The 21,700-nt window shown below is 69.6% G+C and carries 22 protein-coding genes; 13 read left to right on the top strand and 9 right to left on the bottom strand.

What is annotated here, in order from left to right; all coding sequences use genetic code 11:
• Positions 1-38: 38 nt before the first annotated feature.
• Together A5648_RS02370 and A5648_RS02365 are read right to left on the bottom strand one after the other, a co-directional pair.
• Complete coding sequence (locus A5648_RS02370; protein WP_065023008.1) at positions 39-494, bottom strand: SRPBCC family protein; 456 nt, start codon at positions 492-494, stop codon at positions 39-41.
• A gap of 26 nt (positions 495-520) precedes the next feature.
• A complete protein-coding gene (locus A5648_RS02365) occupies positions 521-790 on the bottom strand; it encodes a DUF2530 domain-containing protein (protein ID WP_065023007.1) in 270 nt (89 codons plus the stop codon).
• Between the two features lie 39 nt (positions 791-829).
• Between A5648_RS02365 and A5648_RS02360 the strand changes: the two genes are divergently transcribed.
• Together A5648_RS02360 and A5648_RS02355 are read left to right on the top strand one after the other, a co-directional pair.
• Positions 830-1,657 carry a TrmH family RNA methyltransferase gene (locus A5648_RS02360; RefSeq protein WP_065023006.1) on the top strand — a complete coding sequence of 276 codons (828 nt, stop codon included), beginning with the start codon at positions 830-832 and terminating at the stop codon, positions 1,655-1,657.
• Positions 1,654-1,929: a DUF2537 domain-containing protein gene (locus A5648_RS02355; protein ID WP_065023005.1), complete on the top strand. Its 276-nt coding sequence runs from the start codon at positions 1,654-1,656 to the stop codon at positions 1,927-1,929. Before A5648_RS02360 ends, A5648_RS02355 begins: the two co-directional genes overlap by 4 nt.
• Here the strand turns inward: A5648_RS02355 and sepH are convergent.
• Positions 1,920-2,705 (bottom strand): septation protein SepH, encoded by a 786-nt coding sequence (gene sepH, locus A5648_RS02350; RefSeq protein WP_065023004.1) that lies wholly within the window; start codon positions 2,703-2,705, stop codon positions 1,920-1,922. The two genes, A5648_RS02355 and sepH, sit on opposite strands and share 10 nt — an antisense overlap.
• A 103-nt stretch (positions 2,706-2,808) precedes the next feature.
• A complete protein-coding gene (gene serC, locus A5648_RS02345) occupies positions 2,809-3,927 on the bottom strand; it encodes a phosphoserine transaminase (RefSeq protein WP_065023003.1) in 1,119 nt (372 codons plus the stop codon).
• 184 nt (positions 3,928-4,111) lie between these two features.
• Between serC and A5648_RS02340 the strand changes: the two genes are divergently transcribed.
• A complete protein-coding gene (locus tag A5648_RS02340; RefSeq protein ID WP_064856741.1) occupies positions 4,112-5,152 on the top strand; it encodes an AurF N-oxygenase family protein in 1,041 nt (346 codons plus the stop codon).
• 20 nt (positions 5,153-5,172) lie between these two features.
• A complete protein-coding gene (locus A5648_RS02335) occupies positions 5,173-6,864 on the top strand; it encodes an FAD-dependent oxidoreductase (protein WP_065023002.1) in 1,692 nt (563 codons plus the stop codon).
• A 99-nt stretch (positions 6,865-6,963) separates the two neighbouring features.
• On the opposite strand, the gene A5648_RS02330 is transcribed toward A5648_RS02335, so the two are convergent.
• Positions 6,964-8,085, bottom strand: a complete 1,122-nt coding sequence (locus A5648_RS02330) for a citrate synthase 2 (RefSeq protein WP_065023001.1) — start codon at positions 8,083-8,085, stop codon at positions 6,964-6,966.
• 85 nt (positions 8,086-8,170) lie between these two features.
• On the opposite strand from A5648_RS02330, the gene pdxH reads away from it, so the two are divergent.
• The 5 genes from pdxH (at position 8,171) to A5648_RS02305 (ending at position 12,349) form a co-directional block, all read left to right on the top strand.
• Positions 8,171-8,830, top strand: coding sequence for a pyridoxamine 5'-phosphate oxidase (pdxH, locus tag A5648_RS02325; RefSeq protein ID WP_267887777.1), 660 nt, complete (start codon positions 8,171-8,173; stop codon positions 8,828-8,830).
• Positions 8,831-8,846: 16 nt separating this feature from the next.
• Positions 8,847-10,118 (top strand): MFS transporter, encoded by a 1,272-nt coding sequence (locus tag A5648_RS02320; RefSeq protein WP_065023000.1) that lies wholly within the window; start codon positions 8,847-8,849, stop codon positions 10,116-10,118.
• Between the two features lie 108 nt (positions 10,119-10,226).
• The gene (locus A5648_RS02315; RefSeq protein WP_065022999.1) at positions 10,227-11,522 is read left to right on the top strand and encodes a citrate synthase; all 1,296 of its coding nucleotides are present in this window, start codon (positions 10,227-10,229) and stop codon (positions 11,520-11,522) included.
• A 5-nt stretch (positions 11,523-11,527) separates the two neighbouring features.
• Positions 11,528-11,896 carry an FKBP-type peptidyl-prolyl cis-trans isomerase gene (locus A5648_RS02310; protein WP_065022998.1) on the top strand — a complete coding sequence of 123 codons (369 nt, stop codon included), beginning with the start codon at positions 11,528-11,530 and terminating at the stop codon, positions 11,894-11,896.
• Positions 11,897-12,349, top strand: a complete 453-nt coding sequence (locus A5648_RS02305; protein ID WP_065022997.1) for a BON domain-containing protein — start codon at positions 11,897-11,899, stop codon at positions 12,347-12,349.
• Positions 12,350-12,355: 6 nt separating this feature from the next.
• Here the strand turns inward: A5648_RS02305 and A5648_RS02300 are convergent, their stop codons facing one another.
• Positions 12,356-13,690 carry a HAMP domain-containing sensor histidine kinase gene (locus A5648_RS02300; protein ID WP_065023028.1) on the bottom strand — a complete coding sequence of 445 codons (1,335 nt, stop codon included), beginning with the start codon at positions 13,688-13,690 and terminating at the stop codon, positions 12,356-12,358.
• A gap of 17 nt (positions 13,691-13,707) precedes the next feature.
• Entirely contained in the window at positions 13,708-14,418 is a 711-nt protein-coding gene (gene prrA / locus A5648_RS02295; RefSeq protein WP_064856775.1) for a two-component system response regulator PrrA, read from the bottom strand.
• Between the two features lie 147 nt (positions 14,419-14,565).
• Here prrA and A5648_RS02290 point away from each other — a divergent pair, with 147 nt between their 5' ends.
• Together A5648_RS02290 and A5648_RS02285 are read left to right on the top strand one after the other, a co-directional pair.
• Entirely contained in the window at positions 14,566-16,260 is a 1,695-nt protein-coding gene (locus A5648_RS02290) for an ABC transporter ATP-binding protein (RefSeq protein ID WP_234787264.1), read from the top strand.
• Positions 16,257-17,996 (top strand): ABC transporter ATP-binding protein, encoded by a 1,740-nt coding sequence (locus A5648_RS02285; protein ID WP_234787263.1) that lies wholly within the window; start codon positions 16,257-16,259, stop codon positions 17,994-17,996. The genes A5648_RS02290 and A5648_RS02285 overlap by 4 nt, the downstream gene beginning before the upstream one ends.
• Here the strand turns inward: A5648_RS02285 and A5648_RS02280 are convergent.
• Both A5648_RS02280 and A5648_RS02275 read right to left on the bottom strand, forming a co-directional pair.
• Positions 17,993-19,465 (bottom strand): acetyl-coenzyme A carboxylase carboxyl transferase subunits beta/alpha, encoded by a 1,473-nt coding sequence (locus A5648_RS02280; protein WP_065022995.1) that lies wholly within the window; start codon positions 19,463-19,465, stop codon positions 17,993-17,995. The two genes, A5648_RS02285 and A5648_RS02280, sit on opposite strands and share 4 nt — an antisense overlap.
• 17 nt (positions 19,466-19,482) lie before the next feature.
• Positions 19,483-20,229, bottom strand: a complete 747-nt coding sequence (locus A5648_RS02275) for a 3-oxoacyl-ACP reductase family protein (RefSeq protein ID WP_065022994.1) — start codon at positions 20,227-20,229, stop codon at positions 19,483-19,485.
• Between the two features lie 113 nt (positions 20,230-20,342).
• Between A5648_RS02275 and A5648_RS02270 the strand changes: the two genes are divergently transcribed.
• Positions 20,343-20,891, top strand: a complete 549-nt coding sequence (locus A5648_RS02270) for a TetR/AcrR family transcriptional regulator (RefSeq protein WP_065022993.1) — start codon at positions 20,343-20,345, stop codon at positions 20,889-20,891.
• Between the two features lie 66 nt (positions 20,892-20,957).
• Positions 20,958-21,689, top strand: a complete 732-nt coding sequence (locus tag A5648_RS02265; protein WP_065022992.1) for an enoyl-CoA hydratase — start codon at positions 20,958-20,960, stop codon at positions 21,687-21,689.
• The last annotated feature ends 11 nt before the right edge of the window (positions 21,690-21,700 follow it).

The following is a 21,700-nucleotide window of genomic DNA, read 5'->3' as shown; positions in this document are numbered from 1 at the left end:
GACGGTGACGATGGACATTACCGCACTTGCGGGACGCGTCAGCGGTGTTCGGCGGCTGCCTTGATTCGCGCCAATGAGGCGTTCATGCCCGCGATCAACTCCTGCTCGAAGTTCTCGACCCCGCCCATGAACTTGTTCGTCAAAAACGTGGATACCGAGGTGATTCCGTCGTCGGCGCGGCGGCTCTCGGTGACCCGGGTGCCCTCGGCGGTCGGCTCGAGTTCATAGCTCCACACGCTGTGGTTCTCGGTGACCCGGAAGGCCAGCTTGCGATCCGGGACGTACTCGGTGATGACGGAGCTGGTGGGCCAGTAGAGCCGGCCGCGCCGGTTGAAGTTGAGGGTGCGGGTGCCCGAACGAACCGCACCCAGCGGTTTCATCCACCGGCACTGCGGGCTCCACTCCGGCATCCGCCGGAAGTCGGAGATCAGGTTCCATACCTCGGTGACCGGTGCCTTGATGTCGATCTCTGCCTGCAACAGTGGGGCTGCCATCTCATTCCTCCTTGGATCGAGCAACTTTATTCGTGTTCCAGCCCGGATTGGGCGCCGCGCGCGCCGCGCCGTGCCGCGCCGCGCTGCAACAGAAAGATCGTGGTGCCCAGCACGCCGACGCCCAACCCGGCCACGCTGACCGGCCGCCAGGTCTGGAGGGCCGGTACCGCGAACGCCGCGACGGTCGCGCAGCCGAAGCCGGCGACCCCGGCGCCGATCACCGGCCAGACGCGCAGCAGCGCGGCCGGCAGCGGTGGCGGCTCGGGGGAGGGCTCAGGCGGCAGCTGGGGGGTCATCGCCGTTGACGTTAGCGCCTCGCCGGTAATGTTCGGCCAGTGGCCAGGGTCATCGACGTCGTCGATATCACCGACCCCGCCGATTCTCGGCTGGACGATTTCCGCGACCTGAACAGCATCGACCGCCGCCCGGACCTGCCCACCGGCAAGGGACTGGTGATCGCCGAAGGGGTGCTGGTGGTGCAGCGGATGCTGGCCTCGCGCTTCGCGCCTCGGGCGTTGCTGGGCACCGATCGCCGGCTCACGGAGTTGGCGCCGGACCTCGCCGGCGTCCCCGGAGTGCCCTACTACCGGGTGTCGGCCGAGGTGATGGCCGAGGTGGTGGGTTTTCACCTCAACCGCGGTGTGCTGGCCGCGGCCTCACGAGTGGCCGAACCGACGGTGGCCGATCTGGTCGCCGGCGCCCGGACCATCGCGGTGCTCGAGGGTGTGAACGACCACGAGAACCTGGGGTCGATCTTCCGCAACGGCGCCGGCCTGGGCGTCGACGCGGTGGTGTTCGGCAGTGGCTGCGCCGACCCGCTGTACCGGCGTGCGGTGCGCGTGTCGATGGGGCACGCCCTGCTGGTGCCGTTCGCCCGGTCGGCGGACTGGCCGGCCGATCTGGCGATGCTGCGGCAGAGCGGGTTTCGCCTGCTGGCCATGACCCCGGACCCGCGGGCCGAGACGCTGTCGACGGCGATGGCGAAGGTGCGCGGCGAGCCGGTGGCCGTGCTGGTCGGCGCCGAAGGACCGGGTCTATCGCAGCAGGCCATGCGTGCCAGCGATGTTCGGGTGCGCATCCCGATGTCGCGGGGCACCGACTCCCTCAACGTCGCGACGGCGGCCGCGCTGGCGTTCTACGAGCGCACTAGGCTGCCGGAATGAGTTCCACCCAAACCACGCCGTGGGCAACGGGTTTGACCGTGGCGGCGTTCGTCGCGGCAGTCTCGGGAACCGCTATCGCGGTGCTGAGCCTGGGATTGACCCGGGTGCACCCCGCGGTGGCGGTCGGGCTCAACCTGATCGCGGTGGGCGGGCTGGCGCCCACGATCTGGGGTTGGCGGCGTGCCCCGGTGTTGCGGTGGTTGGCGCTGGGCGCCGCAATCGGCGTGGTTGGAGCGTGGCTCGTGCTGGTGGTGCTGGTCGCTCAGCGCTGACCGGTCGAGCCGGTTGAGCGCACCCCGAGCAGTACGTCCTCCCAACCGGGGACCGACGGCTTGCTGCGACGGGACCGGGCCGTCGAGCGCTGGCGGACCGGCTCCTCTTCCGCCACCGGCGGGGCGGCCGGCTCCTCGAAGGCCAATTCGGCGACCGTGGCCACCGGCCGCAGTGGACGGTCGAAGTCCGGGTCGATCAGCTCCATCGCCGAGTCGTCGACGGCTGTCACCGTGCCGCCGTGCGCGCCCGGGGCGAACCGGAAGTGCGCGACGTTGTCGGAGCGGCCCGCCTTCCAGGCCAGCTGCACCGTCCAGCGTCCGTCGTCGTTGCGCCACGCGTCCCAACTGCTGTGATCGGGGTTGAGGCCGCGCCCCATCAGCGCACTGCTGACCACCTCGAGCAGCGTCGCCACGGCCGGCCCGTCGGCCAGCACCGGGTGCGCGGCGGCCGCCAGCTCCGCGGCGCGCGACCGCTCCAGCAGCACCGGGTGGGCGAACCGCTCCACTCGGGAGACGTCCACGCCGGCCGCGGCGGCCACCTGCTCGACCGACGCGCCGGCACGGATACGGGATTGGATGTCCTTCGGACGCAGCATGATTCCTCCCAGATCGATCTGGGTCTGCCCGACACGATTGCCCTCGCCGCGCACCGCGGACCGCAGCCGGTCGTCGATGCGCAGCCGGAACATGTCGGCGCGTTCGTCCTCACCGCAGACGCTCTCGCAGATGACGTGTTTGCCGTCGACGTCGAGACCTACGACTGTCAATTCCTTCATGACTTCTCCTCGCGAAGGCCCGTTAGCTGCGGACTCTAGTGCAGCAACCGACCGCGGCCGCGGTGACACGCTGGCCTTATAACGAGTTGATTACAGTCGCGCTCTACAGTCGCTCCACGACCCAGTCCACGCACTGCGTCAGTGCGCTGACGTCGTCGGGCTCGACCGCCGGGAACATCGCGATCCGCAGCTGGTTGCGGCCCAGTTTGCGGTAGGGCTCGGTGTCGACGATGCCGTTGGCCCGCAGCACCTTGGCCACCGCGGCGGCGTCCACCTCGTCGACGAAGTCGATGGTGCCCACCACCTGTGACCGCAGCGCCGGTTCGGCGACGAACGGTGTGGTGAACGGCCGCTCCTGCGCCCAGGAGTACAGCCGCTGCGACGAATCCGCGGTGCGCTTGACCGCCCAGTCCAGCCCGCCGTTGCCCAACATCCAGTCCAGCTGCTCGGCCATCAGCGCCAAGGTGGCGATCGCCGGGGTGTTGTAGGTCTGGTTCTTGGAGCTGTTGTCCACCGCAATCGGCAGGGACAGGAACTCCGGCACCCAGCGGCCCGACGCGGCGATCGCCTCGATACGAGCCAGCGCGGCCGGGCTCATGATCGCCAGCCACAGCCCACCGTCAGAGGCGAAGTTCTTCTGCGGGGCGAAGTAGTAGGCGTCGGTCTCGGTGATGTCGACCGGCAGGCCGCCGGCGCCCGACGTCGCATCGATCAGCACCAGGGCGTCACCGGCGCCGTCGGGCCGGTGCACCGGCACCGCCACCCCGGTCGAGGTCTCATTGTGGGCCCACGCGATGACGTCGACGGACGGGTCCGAGGCCGGCTCCGGGGCGCTGCCGGGCTCGGCCTTGATGATGATCGGGTCGCCGACGAAGGGGTTCTTGGCCACCGCCGAGGCGAACTTCGCGCTGAACTCGCCATAGGTCAGGTGCAGGGAGCGCTTGTCGACCAGGCCGAACGCCGCGGCGTCCCAGAACGCGGTGGAGCCGCCGTTGCCCAGCACCACCTCGTAGCCGTCGGGCACCGAGAACAGCTCGCGGACCCCGGTGCGGACCCGGCCGACGAGGTCTTTGACCGGCGCCTGGCGGTGTGAGGTGCCGAACAGCGGCGCTGCCGTGGTGACCAGCGCGTTCAACTGCTCCGGCCGGACCTTGGAGGGCCCACAACCGAACCGTCCGTCGGCGGGCTTGATGTTGTCCGGGATCGTGAGCTGCTCAGCCATGGTCTCTAGCGTAGACAGCGCCGGGCGGCCACCCGCACGGCAGGTTTATCGTGACCGAAATCACATGAGACACTCGACACCTGTCACGACCACAAGGCGGCTGAAGGTCTGGACGGGTAGGCGATACCTGCGGTACCGTTGTACATAACAAGCCCAAATGTAAACGTCAGTGGGGGTGTCTCCGATGGCTCAGAAAACGGCTCAGAAACCGGCCCGAACCGGCATCGTGCGGCGGTGGCGGGCCAACATGGAAGTGTCCGACGACACTGCCTACGTCGACATGCTCAACACCCTGTCGGAAGGCTCGGTGCGGCGGCACTTCAACCCTTACCTCGACATCGACTGGGACAGCCCGGAATTCAAGGTGTTCGAGAATGACCCGCGGTGGATCCTGCCGGCCACCGATCCGCTGGGCAAGCACGCCTGGTACCAGGCGCAGCCCGAGGACCTGCAGATCAAGATCGGCATGTGGCGCCAGGCCAACGTGGCGAAGGTCGGCCTGCACTTCGAGTCCATCCTGATCCGCGGCCTGCTCAACTACGCGTTCTGGGTGCCCAACGGCTCACCGGAGTACCGCTACTGCCTGCACGAGTCGGTCGAGGAGTGCAACCACACCCTGATGTTCCAGGAGATGGTGAACCACATCGGCGCCGACGTGCCCGGTATGCCGCGGTTCCTCAAGTGGCTGGCGGCGTTCATTCCGCTGGTTGCCGGCCCGTTGCCGATCCCGTTCTGGTTCGGCATCCTCGCCGGCGAGGAGCCCATCGACCACATTCAGAAGGACATCCTGCGCGAGGGCAAGACGCTGCACCCGATCATGGAGAAGGTGATGGCGATCCACGTCGCCGAAGAGGCGCGGCACATCTCGTTCGCGCACGAATACCTCAACAAGCGGGTTCCGACCCTGCCGCGCCGCAAGCGGTTCTGGCTGTCGCTGTTCGTGCCGGTCACCATGCGGATCCTGTGCTCGGCGATCGTCGTTCCGCCGAAGGCGTTCTGGCAGGAGTTCGACATTCCCCGCTCGGTGCGCAAGGACGTGTTCTTCGGGTCCGCCGACGCCCGCCGGATGCTCTCGGACATGTTCGCCGATGTGCGGATGCTCTGCCACGACACCGGGCTGATGAACCCGGTCGCCAAGCTGGTGTGGCGGATGTGCCGGATCAACGGGGCGCCGTCGCGCTTCCGGGCCCAGCCGCAGCGCGCGCACCTGTCGCGCGTCGCCTAAGCCAGCGAGCCCGCCGCCTCATGCCGCACGTCATCAGCCAGGCATGCTGTAACGACGCGTCCTGCGTCTTCGCCTGCCCGGTCTACTGCATTCATCCCAGCCCGGATGAACCGGACTTCGCCACGACGGAGATGCTCTACATCGACCCGGACGCCTGCGTGGACTGCGGCGCCTGCGTGCGGGCCTGCCCGGTCGGCGCGATCTACCCGGACACCGCGCTGCCGCCCGAACAGCTGCCGTTCATCGAGATCAACAAGTCCTACTACCCCAAGCGGCCCGAGGGGGTGAAGCTGCCGCCGACGTCCAAGCTGGCCCCGATCCTGCCGGCAGCCGAAGTGCACCAGCGCGGCAGGCATCCGCTGACGGTGGCCATCGTCGGCTCGGGTCCGGCGGCGATGTACGCCGCCGACGAGCTGCTGACCCAGCCCGGGGTGCTGGTCAACGTGTTCGAAAAGCTGCCCACCCCCTACGGCCTGGTGCGTGCCGGGGTGGCCCCGGACCACCAGCACACCAAGCTGGTCACCCGCTTGTTCGACGAGATCTCCCGGCGGCGGGGCTTCAACTTCTTCCTCAATGTCGAGGTCGGCAAACACCTGAGCCATGCTGACCTGCTTCAGTACCACCACGCCGTGCTGTACGCCTCCGGCGCGCTGCATGACCGCCGGTTAAAGGTGGACGGCATGGACCTGGCCGGCACCGGCACCGCCACCGAACTGGTCGGCTGGTACAACGGGCACCCCGACTTCGTCGATCTGCCGGTCGATCTGAGCCACGAGCGCGTGGTGATCGTCGGCAACGGCAACGTGGCACTCGATGTGGCCCGCATCCTGACCTGTGACCCCGACACGCTGGCCGGCACCGACATCGCCGATCATGCCTTGGCGGTGCTGCGCGAGTCCCGCGTGCAGGAAGTGGTGATCGCGGCCCGGCGCGGGCCGATCGACTCCGCGTTCACCCTGCCCGAACTGGTCGGCCTGACCCAGACCGCCGAGGTGGTGCTCGACGCCGAGGACCATGCCCGGGTGCGCAACGACCTGGCGACCGTCCGCGATGATTTCACCCGGCAGAAGCTGGAGATCCTGACCAAGCTGGGTGACACCTCAGCGCCGATCACCAAACCGCGCATCCGGTTCGCCTACCAGCTGACCCCTGCCCGGGTGATCGGCGAAAACCGTGCCACGGCAGTGGAATTCACGGTGACCGGTACCGGCGAAGTCCGCCGGCTTGAGGCCGGGCTGCTGTTGACCTCGATCGGCTACCACGGCACCCCGATCGCCGACCTGCCGTTCGACGACGCCGCCGGTGTGGTGCCGAACGAGGGCGGTCGCGTCGTCGACCCGGCCACCGGGCAGCCGGTTGCAGGAGCGTACGTGTCCGGGTGGATCAAGCGGGGGACCAACGGCTTCATCGGCACCAACAAATCCGACTCGCTCAAGACGATCCAAGCCCTGGTCGCCGACTACAACGCCGGGGAGCTCAGCGAGCCGATCGGCGGGCCGCGGTCGGTGGCGCGGATGGTGCACGCCCGTCAGCCCGAGGTGATCGACGCCGCCGGCTGGAAGGCTATCGACTCCTCGGAGATCGCGCGCGGCGAAGCGCAGGACCGGCCGCGGGTGAAGTTCACCCGGGTTCCCGACATGCTCGACGAGGTGGAGGATTACTCCGACGTGCCGCTGCTGCAGAACCTGCTGGGAGCGCTGCGGCGCCGCTGATCAGTGATGCCTTGGCCCTCGCGCCGAGCGTGTACTCACTGCGAAAAAACGCGCAGAATTTCGCGGTGGTGACACGTTCGGCGCAAGTACGACAACGGATCAGCCCACGGGGTGTGAAAGCCGTTCCCAGCCGGCAACCGAATCCGCGCTGCGCGGGCCGGGTCCCACATAGATCGCCGACGGGCGCACCAGCTTGCCCAGCCGCTTCTGCTCCATGATGTGGGCGCACCAGCCCGCGGTGCGGCCGCAGGTGAACATCGCCGGCATCATCGCCGGAGGCACCTCGGCGAAGTCCAGGATCACCGCCGCCCAGAACTCGACGTTGGTTTCGATGGCCCGGTCCGGACGGCGCTCCCGCAGCTCGGCGAGTGCCGCCTGCTCCAGGGCCGCGGCCACCTCGTAGCGGGGCGCGGCCAGCCGCTTGGCGGTGGCGCGCAGCACCCGGGCGCGCGGGTCCTCGGCGCGGTACACCCGGTGGCCGAAGCCCATCAGCTTCTCGCCGCGATCCAGGATGCCCTTGACCACCGCGCGGGCGTCGCCGGAGTCCTCGACCTCGGCGATCATCGGGATCACCCGGGCCGGGGCACCGCCGTGCAGCGGGCCGCTCATCGCGCCGATCGCACCGGACAGCGCCGCGCCGACGTCGGCACCGGTGGAGGCGATCACCCGGGCGGTGAAGGTGGAGGCGTTCATCCCGTGCTCGGCCGCCGATACCCAGTAGGCGTCGATCGCTTCGACGTGGCGGGGGTCGGGTTCGCCGCGCCAGCGGGTCATGAACCGCTCGGTGATGGTGGCGCAGCCGTCGATCTCCGACTGCGGCACCGGCGCCTGCGAGCCGCGCGCCGACTGCGCGACGTAGGACAGCACCATCACTGCCGCGCGCGCCAACTGGTCACGGGCGGTGGCGTCGTCGGTGTCCAGCAGCGGCTTGAAGCCCCACTGCGGTGCCAGCATCGCCACCGCGGCCTGGGCATCGACTCGCACATCACCGGTGCGCACCGACAGTTCCTGCGCCTCGGCGGGGGCCAGCGGGCGATTGAAGTCGCCATCGACCAGCAGGGCCCACACGTCGCCGAAGCTGACGCGAGAAGCCAGGTCCTCGATGTCGACACCGCGGTAGCGCAGCGCGCCGCCGTCCTTGTCCGGTTCAGCGATCTCGGTGGTGAAGGCCACCGTGCCTTCCAGGCCGGCGACGAAGTTGTCCGGGACTGCAGCAGTCATGCCTCCGATTCTCCCACTCGCAGACCCGGCAGTTGCTACCGGTCGGTAATGACGGCCGGGATGCGGAACGGCGTAGCGTTGTGCGGTGCACGAGACAGGCCCCGACAACGAGCACCTGGCGGCGATGCGAGTGGAATACCGGGAGAAGGACAACAGCGGCGACCTCGACGTGGACTGGCTCGAGGACGGCTGGGAGGTTTTGCTGCGCAACTGGATCGGCGACGCCGAACGCGCCGGCGTCCCCGAGCCCAACGCCATGGTGCTGGCCACCGTCGAGGACGGCAGACCGGTCAGCCGTTCGGTGCTGTGCAAGAACCTCGACGGCAACGGCGTCACCTTCTTCACCGACGACGGTTCGGCCAAGGCCGCCCAGCTGGCCGCCACACCGTACGCGTCGGCGACGTTTCCCTGGTATCAGTTGGGCCGCCAGGTCCACATCCGCGGCCGGGTCGCCAAGACCGACGCCGCGATCCCCGCCGAGTACTGGGCGCACCGGCCCCGGGCGTCGCAGCTGGGTTACTGGGCATCGCAGCAGTCCCAGCCGATCGCCTCGCGCGCGGCGTTGCTCGAGCAGCTCGTCGAGGTCACCGCGCGATTCGCCGACGCCGAACAGGTTCCGGTCGCGCCCACCTGGGCCGGATATGTCATCGCGCCGGAGGTGGTGGAGTTCTGGCAGGGCCGGGAAGGCCGGCTGCACAACAGGATTCGGGTGAGCGGCGGGCGCATCGAGCGCCTACAGCCCTGAGTCCGGGTCGGCTCCGGTGAGGCTGTTCGCCGACACCACGCCGCTGCGCAGCCCCGACTTTCGCCGGCTGTGGGTGGCCGGGATCCCCACCGTCATCGGGGCGAACCTGACCATCTTCGCGGTCCCGGTCCAGATCTACGCGCTCACCGGCAGCTCGGCCTACGTCGGGCTGGCGGGTCTGTTCGCGCTGGTACCGCTGGTGGTCTTCGGGCTGCTCGGCGGCGCCTGGGCCGACGCGATGGACCGCCGAACACTGCTGATCATCGCCTCCTGCGGGTTGGGGTTGGCCTCGCTGCTGCTGTGGGTGCAGGCGGTGCTCGGCGGCGGGGTCTGGCTGGTGCTGTGCCTGCTGGCCGTGCAGCAGGCCTTCTACGCGATCAACTCGCCCACCCGATCCGCGGCGATTCCGCGCATGGTCGCCGGCGGTGACCTGCCCGCGGCCAATTCGCTGAACATGACCGTAATGCAGTTCGGGGCGATCGTCGGGCCGCTGTTGGCCGGCCTGCTGCTCGGCTGGGTGGACCTGTCCACCCTGTACCTGATCGATGCGCTGACCTGCATCTTCCCCATCTGGGCGACCTTCCGGCTGGCTCCCATGCCGCCCGCCGGATCCAGCGAGAGCTCCCGGTTCGGGATGGCGGCGGTGCTGGACGGATTTCGCTATCTGGCCGGCAACACCGTGGTGCTGATGTCGTTCGTGGTGGATCTGATCGCGATGGTGTTGGGCATGCCGCGGGCGCTGTTCCCGCAGATCGCCGCCGCGGACTTCGGCGGACCGGTCGAGGGCGGCACGACGATGGCGCTGCTGGCCGCGGCGATGGCGGTCGGGGCGGTGGCCGGCGGCGTGTTCTCGGGTTGGCTGCCGCGGATCGACCGCCAGGGTCTGGCGATCGTCGTCGCGATCGTGGTCTGGGGCGCGGCGATGGCCGGCTTCGGGCTGGCGGTGGCGCGCGCCGACGGCCATACCGGTCGAGTGCTGTGGGTGGCGCTGGCGTTCCTGGCGATCGGCGGCGCCGCGGACATGGTGTCGGCGGCGTTCCGTTCGACGATGCTGCAGCAGGTCGCCTCCGATGAGATGCGGGGCCGGCTGCAGGGGGTGTTCACGGTGATCGTCGCCGGCGGTCCCCGGCTCGCCGACGCCGTGCACGGGGCGGCCGGTGCGGTGGTGGGAACGGCCGCCGCGGCGGCCGGCGGTGGGGTGCTGGTGATCGTCGGAGTGCTGCTCGCCGCCCTCGTGGCGCCGGCTTTCCTCGGCTACCGCCGGCCGGGACCGGCAGTGCCGCGATGACGGTTCCGCGATACTCGGCCCCGGGCGGGCGCGTCGGCCCCGAACCGACTACCTTTTCCTATACACGCCCGATCGACTGGTTAGCCGAATAGCGCAAAGGGGTTCCTTGTGGCCGCAACCGAAGAATCCGCCACCCTGAAGTACCCGGGCGGCGAGCTGGAGCTGCCGATCGTCCAGGCCACCGAGGGGTCCGACAGCCTGGCCATCGGTTCGCTGCTCGCCAAGACCGGCTACACCACGTTCGACAACGGCTACGCCAACACCGCGCCCGTCAAGAGCGCCATCACCTACATCGACGGCGACGCCGGCATCCTGCGTTACCGCGGCTACCCGATCGAGCAGCTCGCCGAGAAGTCCACCTTCATCGAGGTGAGCTACCTGCTGATTTACGGCGAACTGCCCACCGCCGAGCAGCTGGCGACCTTCACCGGCCGGATCCAGCGGCACACCATGCTGCACGAGGACCTCAAGCGGTTCTTCGACGGCTTCCCGCGCAACGCCCACCCGATGCCGGTGCTGTCCAGCGTGGTCAACGCGCTCTCCGCCTACTACCAGGACTCGCTGGACCCGTCCGACAACGAGCAGGTCGAGGTGTCGACCATCCGGCTGCTGGGCAAACTGCCCACCATCGCCGCCTACGCCTTCAAGAAGTCCGAGGGGCAGCCGTTCCTGTACCCGGACAACTCGCTGAGCCTGGTGGAGAACTTCCTGCGGATGACCTTCGGGCTGCCGGCCGAGCCCTATGAGGTCGACCCCGAGGTGGTCCGCGCCCTGGACATGCTGTTCATCCTGCACGCCGACCACGAGCAGAACTGCTCGACGTCGACGGTGCGGTTGGTCGGCTCGTCGCGCGCCAACCTGTTCACCTCGATCTCCGGTGGCATCAACGCGCTGTGGGGCCCGCTGCACGGCGGGGCGAACCAGGCGGTGCTGGAGATGCTGGAGCAGATCCGCGATCAGCACGGCAACGTCGGCGACTTCGTCAAGAAGGTCAAGAACCGCGAAGACGGCGTCAAGCTGATGGGCTTCGGCCACCGGGTCTACAAGAACTACGACCCGCGGGCGCGCATCGTCAAGGAGCAGGCCGACAAGATCCTCGGCAAGCTCGGCGGCGACGACGAACTGCTCGGCATCGCCAAGGATCTCGAAGAGGCCGCGCTGACCGACGACTACTTCGTCGAGCGCAAGCTCTACCCGAACGTCGACTTCTACACCGGTCTGATCTACCGGGCGATCGGCTTCCCGGCCCGGATGTTCACCGTGCTGTTCGCGCTGGGCCGGCTTCCCGGCTGGATCGCGCACTGGCGCGAGATGCACGACGAGGGCGACTCCAAGATCGGCCGGCCGCGTCAGGTCTACACCGGCTACACCGAGCGCGACTACGTCACTATCGGCGGGCGGTAACCGCCGTGACGAACCCGGGCAAGCCCCAGATCACCGTGCCGAGCGGTCCGGCCCCCACCGAACTGGTCATCGAGGACATCGTCGTCGGAGACGGCCCGGCGGCCGCGCCCGGCGCTCTGGTCAACGTGCACTACCTGGGTGTGGACTACGACACCGGCGCGGAGTTCGACAGTTCGTGGAACCGCGGCGAGTCCCTGGAGTTCCCGCTCGACGGGCTCATCGCGGGCTGGCAGGACGGTATCCCGGGAATGAAGGTGGGCGGCCGGCGCCAATTGGTGATCCCGCCCGAGCTGGCCTACGGCCCGGCCGGCACCGGACATCAACTGGCCGGCAAGACCCTGGTCTTCGTGATCGATCTGCTCGGCACCCGCTGAGTGCGCGCCCGGCTGATCACGGCGGCGCTGATCGCGGTGCTCCTGGGCGTGCCCGGCTGTGAGCGGCAACAAGATTCGCCGCCCGGCACCGATCCCGGCGTCGCGGTGCCGGTCTCGGTGGTCCGGCACGGCAACGAGATCACCGTGGCCGGGACGGTAGCGGATCCGGCGGCCCGACGGGCGCTGCTGGACGCGGTGATCACCTCGACTGACGACGTCACCGTCATCGACCGGCTCGACGTGGCGCCGGGCGTCACCACACCGGACTTCTCCGGATCGGCTCCGGTCTTCGAAGCGGCGGCCACGATCGGCGATTTCGCGTTGAGCGTCAGCGGCGACACCGTGACGCTGACCGGGACCGCGGCGAAGGCGGCCGAAGCGGCCGCCGTCGCGGACGCGGCAAAGGACGCCTGGCCGCGGGCCGGCATCGCCAACGAGCTGGCGATCGGCTAACTGAGCTCAGCGCGGCGGCGGCAGCCGCAACATCAGCCGCGCCCCGCCCATCGGGCTGTCTTCCAGCGTTGCCGTGCCGCCGTGCAATCCGGCTTGCTGAGCCACTAGGGCCAGCCCGAGACCCGAGCCCGAATGCGATGCCGTCGACCCGCGGGAGAACCGTTCGAACACCACCTGGCGCTCCTCCTCGGGAAGCCCCGTGCCGTTGTCGTCGATGGCGATCTCCACGCCCGCGCGGGAGGTGACCGCCGACAGCTGCACCTGGGTGGCGCCGCCGTGCTTGACCGCGTTGGCGATCGCGTTGTCCACCGCCAGCCGCAGCCCGGCCGGCAGCCCGACGATGATGCAGGTCGGCGATGGCACCAGCGAGACGTTCAGGTCGGGGAAGACCCGCATCGCGTCGTGCGCCGCCCGGTCGAGCAGCTCGGTGATGTCCACCGGCACCTGGTCGTCGGCCGTGGACAGTTCGCCCTGGGCCAGCCGCTCCAGCGCCGACAGCGTGGCCTCGATCCGGGTCTGGGTACGCACGACGTCGTTGAGGACTTCCTTGCGCTGATCATCAGGCAGGTCCAGGGTGGTCAGCACCTCGAGATTGGTGCGCATCGCGGTCAGCGGGGTGCGCAGCTCATGGGAGGACACCGCGGCGAAGTCGCGCGCAGACGCCAGCGCCTCTTTGGTGCGGTCCTGCTCTTTCCAGATCCGCTGCAGCATGCCGCGCATCGCCAAGGCGATCTCGACGGCTTCACTGGCCCCGCGCACCTCGATCTCCGGTCGCTCGTCGCCGGCGTCGATGGAGCGGGCCTGCTGGGCCAGCCGGCGCAGCGGCCGCACCGCGAATGCGGCCAGCAGCCAGCCCAGCACGGCGGCCGCGCCGATCGCGAACGTACACAGCAGCAGCACTCGCCGGTGCAGGTTGTTGGTGTCGGCGACGGTGGCGTCGTAGGTGGCGCCGACCGCCAGCGACCGCGGCCCCGGCCCGGGAATGTCGACGGTGCGCACCCGGTAGCGCACCCCGTCGATCTCGGTGTCGGCGTAGCCGGGCTCGAGCTCCGGCAGCACCACCGCGGAGTTCGACGTCACCTCACCCGCCCGGCGCAGGGTGATCACGGCGTCGGTGGCACCGGCCGATCGGGGCAGCTCGCCCAGACCGATCAGCGGGACCGTCAGACCGGCCGCCTCGTCGAGCCGGCGGTCCAGCCAATACTTGCGGTCGTTGGTGACCCCGACCCACACGATGGCGCCGATGATGACCGTCACGATCGCGGTGCCGATGGCGGTCGCCAGCACCACCCGGGTTCGCAGCGACGGCGTGCGGGCGAAGAGGCGCCGCAGCGCGTTCATGACGTTCATCGTGGTCCTCACTGCGTGCGCAGAACGAATCCGACTCCGCGCACGGTGTGCAGCAGCCGGGGCGCGCCACCGGCTTCCAGCTTGCGCCGCAGGTAGCCGATGAACACGTCGACGACGTTGGTGTCGGCGGCGAAGTCATAACCCCAGACCAGCTCGAGCAGCTGGGCGCGGGACAACACCGCGGTCTTGTGCTCGGCGAGCACCGCCAGCAGGTCGAACTCCCGCTTGGTCAGGTCCACGTCGACGCCCTTGACCCGGGCGCGCCGGCCCGGGATGTCGACCTCCAGTGGGCCGACGGTGATGGTCTCCGACGACGAGCTGGCCGACGACCCGCGCCGCCGCAGCATCGCCCGCACTCGCGCCACCAGCTCGGCCAGCACGAACGGCTTGACCAGGTAGTCGTCGGCGCCGGCCTCCAGGCCCGCGACCCGGTCGTCGACCGAACTGCGGGCCGACAGCACGCAGACCGGCACGTCGTCGCCCATCGCCCGCAGGGCGGTCACCACGCTGACGCCGTCCAGCACCGGCATGTTGATGTCGAGCACGATCGCGTCCGGGCGGGCCTCCTTGGCGCTGCGCAACGCTTCGGCGCCGTCGGCCGCGGTGGCCACCTCGAAACCGGACAGGCGCAGTCCGCGTTCCAGCGAGGCGAGCACATCGGAGTCGTCGTCGACGACCAGTACCCGGGGGGAGGCTGCAGCGTTGGCGGGGTTGTTCATGGCCGCCATTTTGCCTGAATGTCGCCGCTGAGCGCGGGATGCTCCTCGGGGCGGCCTAACGGTTCTAGGGTCGAGTGCGTGAATCCCGCCTCGGCGCTGCGCAGCCTGCTGCCGTACCTGCGGCCTTACCGGGCGCGGTGGCTCACCATGATCACCGTCGCCGTGGTCAGCTTGGGCGCCACCGTGGCGATCCCGCTGATGACCAAGGCCGTCATCGACGGGCCGGTGGCCCACCGCGACCAGCCCGGCCTGTGGGTGCTGGGGACGGCGGCCGCCGCGCTCGGCATCGGTGAGGCGGTGCTGTGGTTGGTGCGGCGCTGGCTGGTCGCGCACGCCACCATGGGCGTCGAAGCCGACCTCCGCAAGGATCTCTACGCCCGGCTGCAGATACTGCCGCTGACGTTTCACGGGCGCTGGCAGTCCGGGCAGTTGCTGTCGCGGATTATGAACGACCTGGCCACCATCCGCCGGTTCTTGTCGTTCGTGGTGGTGTTCCTGCTGCTCAACACCTTGCAGATCGTGGCCGTGACCACCATCCTGCTGCTGCTGTACTGGCCGCTGGGCGTGGTGGCGGCCGTGTCGATGGTGCCGGTGACGCTGGCGGTGCAGCACTTCCGGCGCCAGTACACCCGGCTGTCGCGCCGCGCGCAGGACCAGGCCGGCCAGGTCGCCACCGCCGTCGAAGAGTCCGCCGGCGGCCTGCGCACCATCAAGGCGTTCGGTCGCGAGGACTACGTGTTCGCCCAGTTCGACACCCAAGCCAAGACCCTGCGCGACCTGGGTATCGACAAGGTGGTGGTGTCGTCGAGGTTCTGGACGCTGCTGGAGGTGATCCCCAACCTCACGCTGATCGTGGTGCTGGCGATCGGCGCGTACGCGGCCGGCAACCACCTGGTCACGATGGGCACCCTGGTCGCGTTCATCACCTTGATGCTGTCGCTGGTCTGGCCGGTGTCCTCGCTGGGCTTTTTGCTGTCGGCGACCCAGGAGGCGATGACCGCCGCCGACCGGATCACCGAGATCTTCGATGCGCCCGTCGAGATCACCGACGGGCACGATCCGGTGCCGCCGTCGGGGCGACTGGAGTTGCGCGACGTCGGATTCCGCTTTGGTGACGGGCCGCGGGTGCTGCGCGGCGTCAACCTCACCGTCGAACCCGGTGAGACCGTGGCGGTGGTGGGCGCCACCGGATCCGGAAAGTCGGTGCTGGCGATGCTGCTGTCGCGGCTCTACGACGCATCCGAGGGGCAGATCCTCATCGGCGGACGCGACATCCGCTCGCTGACGCTGGCGGCGCTGCGTTCGGCGGTGATCACCGCGTTCGACGATCCGACGCTGTTCTCTATGTCGGTGGCCGAGAATCTGCGGCTGGGCCGGCCCGAGGCGAGCGACGCGGAGCTGGCCCGCGCCCTCGAGGTGGCCTCGGCCGGTTTCGTGTACGACCTGCCGTCCGGGCTCGACACCCGCATCGGCGAACAGGGGATGAGCTTGTCGGGTGGGCAGCGTCAACGGCTGTCGCTGGCCCGGGCCCTGGTGGCCGCACCGACGATCCTGGTGCTCGACGACACCCTGTCAGCGCTGGACGTGCACACCGAAGCCGACGTCACCGATGCGCTGCGCCGGGTACTGCGCGAGGGGGCGATCACCGCGATCGTGGTGGCCAACCGGGCCTCGACCGTGGCGCTGGCCGACCGGGTGGCGTTGCTTGCCGACGGGGCCGTCGTCGCGGTCGGTACCCACGCCGAGCTGCTGGCCGCGGTGCCGCGCTACCGCTACCTGCTGGCCGCCGACGACGAGCTCGACGACGGCGCCGAACACCTCGTCGACTGGGCGCGCCAGTGACACCGGCGGGCGCCCTGCTGTGGTCGCTGCTGCGCCCCTACCGCGTCGCGGTGGTACTGCTGGCGCTGATCGTGGTGGTGGAAAACGCTGCGCGCCTTGCGGTTCCGGTGCTGGCCCAGCGCGGTATCGACCGCGGCATCCCGCCGATAAGCGACGGCTCGATGCGGGTGCTGACGGTGATCATCATTGCGCTGGGGACCGTGGTGCTCACCCAGGCCGGCAGCCGGCTGCTGTTCCTGCAGTGGTCGGGACGGATCGGCCAGCGGGTGCTGCTGGAGTTGCGGCGGCGGGTGTTCCGGCACTTCCAGCGCCTGGATATCGGCTTTCACGACCGCTACACCTCGGGCCGGGTGGTCAGCCGGCTGACCAACGACATCGACGCGATCCAGGAGATGCTGCTGTCCGGGTTCGACAGCCTGGTCAGCGCTGCCCTCACGCTGGTCGGCACCGCGGTGCTGCTGGTCGTGCTGGACTGGCGGCTGGGCCTGATGTGCCTGGCCGCCTTCCCGGTGCTGGCGGCGTTGCTGCGCTGGTTCCGGACCGAGTCGTCGAAGACCTACACCGCGGTGCGGGAACACGCCGCGCGGGTGATCGTCCAGTTCGTCGAGACGATGACCGGGATCAAAGCGGTGCAGGCCTATCGCCGCGAAGCCCGCAACGAGGAGATCTTCGCCGAAGTCGCCGACCGCTACCGCGCCGTCAACGAGAAGGCGTTCAAACTGGTCGCCGTCTTCAGCCCCGGCGTCAAGCTGGTCGGCAACCTCACCACCGGCGTGGTGCTGCTCTATGGGGGCTGGCGGGTCCTGCACGGGCACATGACGATCGGGACGTTCACCGCGTTCCTGCTCTACCTGCGGATGTTCTTCGAACCGATGCAGGAGATCACCCAGTTTCTCAACACCTTCCAGTCGGCGACCTCGGCGCTGGAGAAGCTGGCCGGGGTGCTCGCCGAAAAACCCGCGGTCGCCGACCCGGACACCCCGGCCGCCCTCGGCGAGGCCCGCGGCGAGATCGCCTTGCGCGACGTGTGTTTCGGCTACCGGACCGACGCCGCGGTGCTGACCGGGCTGTCGCTGCACATCCCGGCCGGCCAGACCGTGGCGCTGGTCGGCAGCACCGGCGCCGGCAAGACGACCATCGCCAAGCTGATCGCCCGGTTCTACGACCCGACGTCGGGATCGGTGACACTCGACGGCGTCGACCTGCGGCACCTCACCCAGGCCGAGCTGCGCCGGCACGTGGTGATGGTCACCCAGGAGAACTTCCTGTTCTCCGGGACGCTGGCCGACAACATCCGCTTCGGCCGTCCCGAGGCGACCGACGCCGAGGTGGCCGCCGCCGCGGCGAGCGTGGGCGCCGAGGCGTTCATCGCCGACTTGCCCGAGCGCTATGAGACCGACGTGGCCAAACGCGGCGGCCGGCTCTCGGCGGGACAGCGTCAACTGGTGGCCTTCGCCCGCGCGTTCCTCGCCGACCCGGCGGTGCTGATCCTCGACGAGGCGACGTCGGCGCTGGACATCCCCGGCGAGCGGATGGTGCAGCGGGCGCTGCGCAGCGTGCTGGCCGACCGGACCGCGCTGGTGATCGCCCACCGGCTCTCGACGGTCGAGATCGCCGACCGGGTGCTGGTGATCGAGGGCGGGGCCATCGTCGAAGACGGGCCACCGGCCGAGCTGATCCGCGCCGAGGGGCATTACGCCGCGCTGCACGAGGCCTGGCAGCGGTCCTTGGCTTAGAGCCCGATCCGGCGGTAGCGCTGCAGTCGGGCGGCCAGGCGCTGCTCTTGGGGAACATCGCGCAGCGCGTGCAACTCGGCCGCGATGGCCGCCGACATCCGCTTGGCGAAGTCGATCGGCTCGGCGGCGGCGTCGGGATGCTCGGGCACGATCACGTCGACGATCCCGTGTGCCTTCAGGTCCGCCGACCGGATGCCTTGGGCGTCCGACAGCTCCGGGGCGTGGTCGGTGTCGCGGAACACGATGGCGCTGGCCCCCTCCGGGGGCAGCGGCGCCAGCCAGCCGTGCTGCGCCGCCAGCACCCGATCCGCCGGCACCATCGCCAGCGCGGGCCCGCCGCTGCCCTGGCCGAGCAGCACCGACACCGTCGGCACCTCCAGGGTGACCAGCTCGGCCAGGCAGGCCGCGATCTGCCCGGCCAGCCCACCCTGTTCGGCCTCCACCGACAGCGCCGGCCCCGGGGTGTCGATGGCCAGCACCAGCGGCAGCTGCAGGCCCGCGGCTAGCGCCATGCCGCGGCGGGCGTCGCGCAGTGCCACCGGATCGGTCAGGCGATCCGGCCCGCGCAGCTGGCCCAGCACCACTGCCGGCTGGCCACCGAAGCGGGCCAGCGCCAGCAGCATGGTGGCGCCGCGTTCGGCGCTTCCGGTGCCCGACAGGAAGACCCGCTCAGTCGCGCCGTGCCGCAGCAGAAACCCGCACCCCGGCCGGTCCGGGCGCCGCGACGCGCACACCGAGTTCCACGCCGGGACGTCGGGAATCGGTTCGGGAGCCGGTCGCGCCGGGGCGAGACCGGGGCCGTCGAGGATCACCTTGAGCGCCCGCGCACAGGTGCGCCGCAGCCACTTCAGCGGGATCACGCCGTCGATCACGCCGTGCGCCTGCAGATTCTCGGCGGTCTGAATGCCCGGCGGGAACGGTGCGTCGTAGAGCTGCTCATAGACCCGCGGTCCCAGAAAGCCCACCAGCGCCCCGGGTTCGGCCAGCGTGATGTGGCCGAGGGAACCCCAGGAGGCGAACACCCCGCCGGTGGTCGGGTGGCGCAGGTAGACCAGGTAGGGCAGGTGAGCGCGTTTGTGCAGCTCGACGGCGGCGGCGATCTTCACCATCTGCAGGAACGCGACGGTGCCCTCCTGCATCCGGGTGCCGCCCGAACTCGGCGATGCCAGCAGCGGCAATCCTTCGGCGGTGGCGCGCTGGATCGCCGAGGTGATCCGCTCGGCAGCGGCTACCCCGATCGAGCCGGCCAGGAAGTCGAAGTCGCTGGCGATCACCGCGACCCGTCGCCCGTTGATCCGGCCCGCGCCGGTGATGACGGCCTCGTCGCGGCCGGTGGCGGCCCGGGCGGCGGCCAGTTCGGCGGCGTAGGAGTCGCTGATCGGCAGGGTCAGCGGCTCGTCATCCCAGCTGATGAACGAGCCGCCGTCCAATACCGCCTCGCGCAGTTCGTCGGCCCCGGTCCGGCTCACAGCACGAGGCTAAACGGTCAGACGGTGTATCCGCCGTCGACGTTCCAATTGGCTCCCGTCACGAATCCCGATTCCGGGCCGGCCAGGAAACTGACCACGGCGGCAATGTCACCGGTGTGCCCGTAGTGGTCCAATGCCATGACTTGCCGCATGGCGTCGGCGAATTCGCCCCCGGCGGGATTCAAGTCGGTGTCGATCGGGCCCGGCTGCACGTTGTTGACGGTGATTCCGCGTGGCCCGAGTTCGCGGGCCAGACCGCGGGTCAGGGATGCGACCGCGCCCTTGGTCATCGCGTACACGGCCAACCCGGCCACCGGGACGCGGTCAGCGTTGATGCTGCCGATGTTGATGATCCGCGAACCCTCGCCGAGGTGACCGATGGCGCTGCGGATCGCCGAGTACACGCCGCCGATGTTGAGCGCCACCACACGGTCGAACTGCTCCTGTGGGTATTCGTCGATCGGCGCGATGTGCGCAGTCCCGGCGTTGTTGACCAGGATGTCCAGTCCGCCCAGGTCGGCAACGACCTGCTCGACCGCTGCGCCCACCTGTGCCGGATCGGCGCTGTCGGCTTGGATGGCCACCACCTTGGCGCCGTCGGCGGTCAGCTCGGCGACCAGCTTGTCGGCCTCGACGGCCGATGACGCGTAGGTGAACGCCACCGCGGCGCCGTCGGCGGCAAGCCGACGGACGATTCCCGCGCCGATTCCGCGCGAACCTCCGGTTACCAGTGCTCGGCGTCCGGCCAGGGGTGCTGTGCTCATGTCGCAGACCTCTCAAGTTTTGTTTCGAACCGCTTGGTTACAAAGTATGATCAGCTCAAGCGCGTGGACGAGCGGAAGATTCCCGCTGTGTGCGGGATCACAGAAGGTGGACCATGGCGATCGGGCGACCGCGGGAGTTCGACCCCGACACGGTTGAGGACATCGCGATGAAGTTGTTCTGGGACCGTGGTTTCGAGGGTGTGTCGATCAGTGACCTGACCGAGGCAACCGGGGTCAACCGCCGCGGCATCTACGCCGAGTTCGGCTCGAAAGAGGGCCTCTTCGAGCGGGCCACGCTGCGATACATCAACGGCCCGGGCGGCTACATGGCAGCGGCGCTCACTCGTGCGACCGCGCGCGAGGTCGCCGAAGCCATGGTGCACGGGGCAGTCGACGCGACATCCGGCAACCCGGATGGCTGCCTGCTGGTCGGAAATGCGGCCCGGTTAGCCGAGTTCCGCGATGCAGCCGCGCGCGAGCTGGCCCGCCGGTTCGACCAAGCGGTAACCGCAGGCGAGCTTTCCGACGTCGACACCTTGTTGCTGGCTCGCTGGATCAGCGCCGTCTGCCAAGGGATCTCGATCCAGGCCCGCAGCGGCGCCGACCGTGAGGAACTGCACGCGATCGCCGATCTGGCCCTGGCGGGCTGGCCGAAGCCCTGAGGTGAGAACAGCGGCGTCGAGCACCCGAACAAACTCGTTCGACACGCTTCAATAGGCTGGAGCGTCATGATCGGTATTACCCGCGACGAAGCCGTCACCACTATCGAGTTGCAGCGACCCGAGCGACGCAACGCGCTGAACTCCCAGCTCGTCACCGAACTGCGCGAGGCGATCGTGGACGCCGCCGACCACGACGTCCGGGCGATCGTGCTGACCGGGCAGGGCACCGTGTTCTGCGCTGGCGCCGATTTGTCCGGCGACGCGTTCGCCGCCGACTACCCCGACAAGCTGCGCGCCCTGCACACGGCCATCGGCGACGTGCAGGTGCCGGTGATCGGCGCGATCAACGGGGCCGCGATCGGCGCCGGCCTGCAACTGGCGATGGTCTGCGATCTGCGGGTGGCCGCCCCCGAGGCGTACTTCCAGTTCCCGGTGGCCCGCTACGGCCTGGCGCTGGACAACTGGAGCATCCGCCGGCTCTCCACCCTGGCCGGTTACGGACGGGCCCGCGCGATGCTGCTGACCGCCGAGAAACTGACCGCCGAGACGGCGCTGCTGACCGGCATGGTCAACCGGATCGGCGCGGTGGCCGACGCGCAGGCCTGGGCGCACGAGATCGCCGGGCTGGCGCCGCTGGCGCTGCAGCACGCCAAACGGGTGCTCAACGACGACGGCGCCTACCAGGAGCAGGAGCCGGTGCACAAGGAATTGTTCGACCGGGCCTGGGCCAGCCAGGATGTCATCGAAGCCCAGATGGCGCGCATCGAGAAGCGGCCGCCGAAGTTCCAGGGCGCCTAGCGGGAGGCGCG

This window comes from Mycolicibacter sinensis (assembly GCF_001673565.1).
In the GTDB taxonomy this organism is placed as follows: domain Bacteria; phylum Actinomycetota; class Actinomycetes; order Mycobacteriales; family Mycobacteriaceae; genus Mycobacterium; species Mycobacterium sinense_C.
This window is presented reverse-complemented; position numbering and strand designations above follow the sequence as displayed.

Coding starts and splice junctions, on each gene's coding strand:
- A5648_RS02370 (WP_065023008.1), bottom strand. CDS start 494: ATGGCAGCCCCACTGTTGCAGGCAGAGATCGACATCAAGGCACCGGTC.
- A5648_RS02365 (WP_065023007.1), bottom strand. CDS start 790: ATGACCCCCCAGCTGCCGCCTGAGCCCTCCCCCGAGCCGCCACCGCTG.
- A5648_RS02355 (WP_065023005.1), top strand. CDS start 1,654: ATGAGTTCCACCCAAACCACGCCGTGGGCAACGGGTTTGACCGTGGCG.
- sepH (WP_065023004.1), bottom strand. CDS start 2,705: ATGAAGGAATTGACAGTCGTAGGTCTCGACGTCGACGGCAAACACGTC.
- serC (WP_065023003.1), bottom strand. CDS start 3,927: ATGGCTGAGCAGCTCACGATCCCGGACAACATCAAGCCCGCCGACGGA.
- A5648_RS02340 (WP_064856741.1), top strand. CDS start 4,112: ATGGCTCAGAAAACGGCTCAGAAACCGGCCCGAACCGGCATCGTGCGG.
- A5648_RS02335 (WP_065023002.1), top strand. CDS start 5,173: ATGCCGCACGTCATCAGCCAGGCATGCTGTAACGACGCGTCCTGCGTC.
- A5648_RS02330 (WP_065023001.1), bottom strand. CDS start 8,085: ATGACTGCTGCAGTCCCGGACAACTTCGTCGCCGGCCTGGAAGGCACG.
- A5648_RS02300 (WP_065023028.1), bottom strand. CDS start 13,690: ATGAACGCGCTGCGGCGCCTCTTCGCCCGCACGCCGTCGCTGCGAACC.
- prrA (WP_064856775.1), bottom strand. CDS start 14,418: ATGAACAACCCCGCCAACGCTGCAGCCTCCCCCCGGGTACTGGTCGTC.
- A5648_RS02290 (WP_234787264.1), top strand. CDS start 14,566: ATGATCACCGTCGCCGTGGTCAGCTTGGGCGCCACCGTGGCGATCCCG.
- A5648_RS02275 (WP_065022994.1), bottom strand. CDS start 20,229: ATGAGCACAGCACCCCTGGCCGGACGCCGAGCACTGGTAACCGGAGGT.
- A5648_RS02270 (WP_065022993.1), top strand. CDS start 20,343: ATGGCGATCGGGCGACCGCGGGAGTTCGACCCCGACACGGTTGAGGAC.
- A5648_RS02265 (WP_065022992.1), top strand. CDS start 20,958: ATGATCGGTATTACCCGCGACGAAGCCGTCACCACTATCGAGTTGCAG.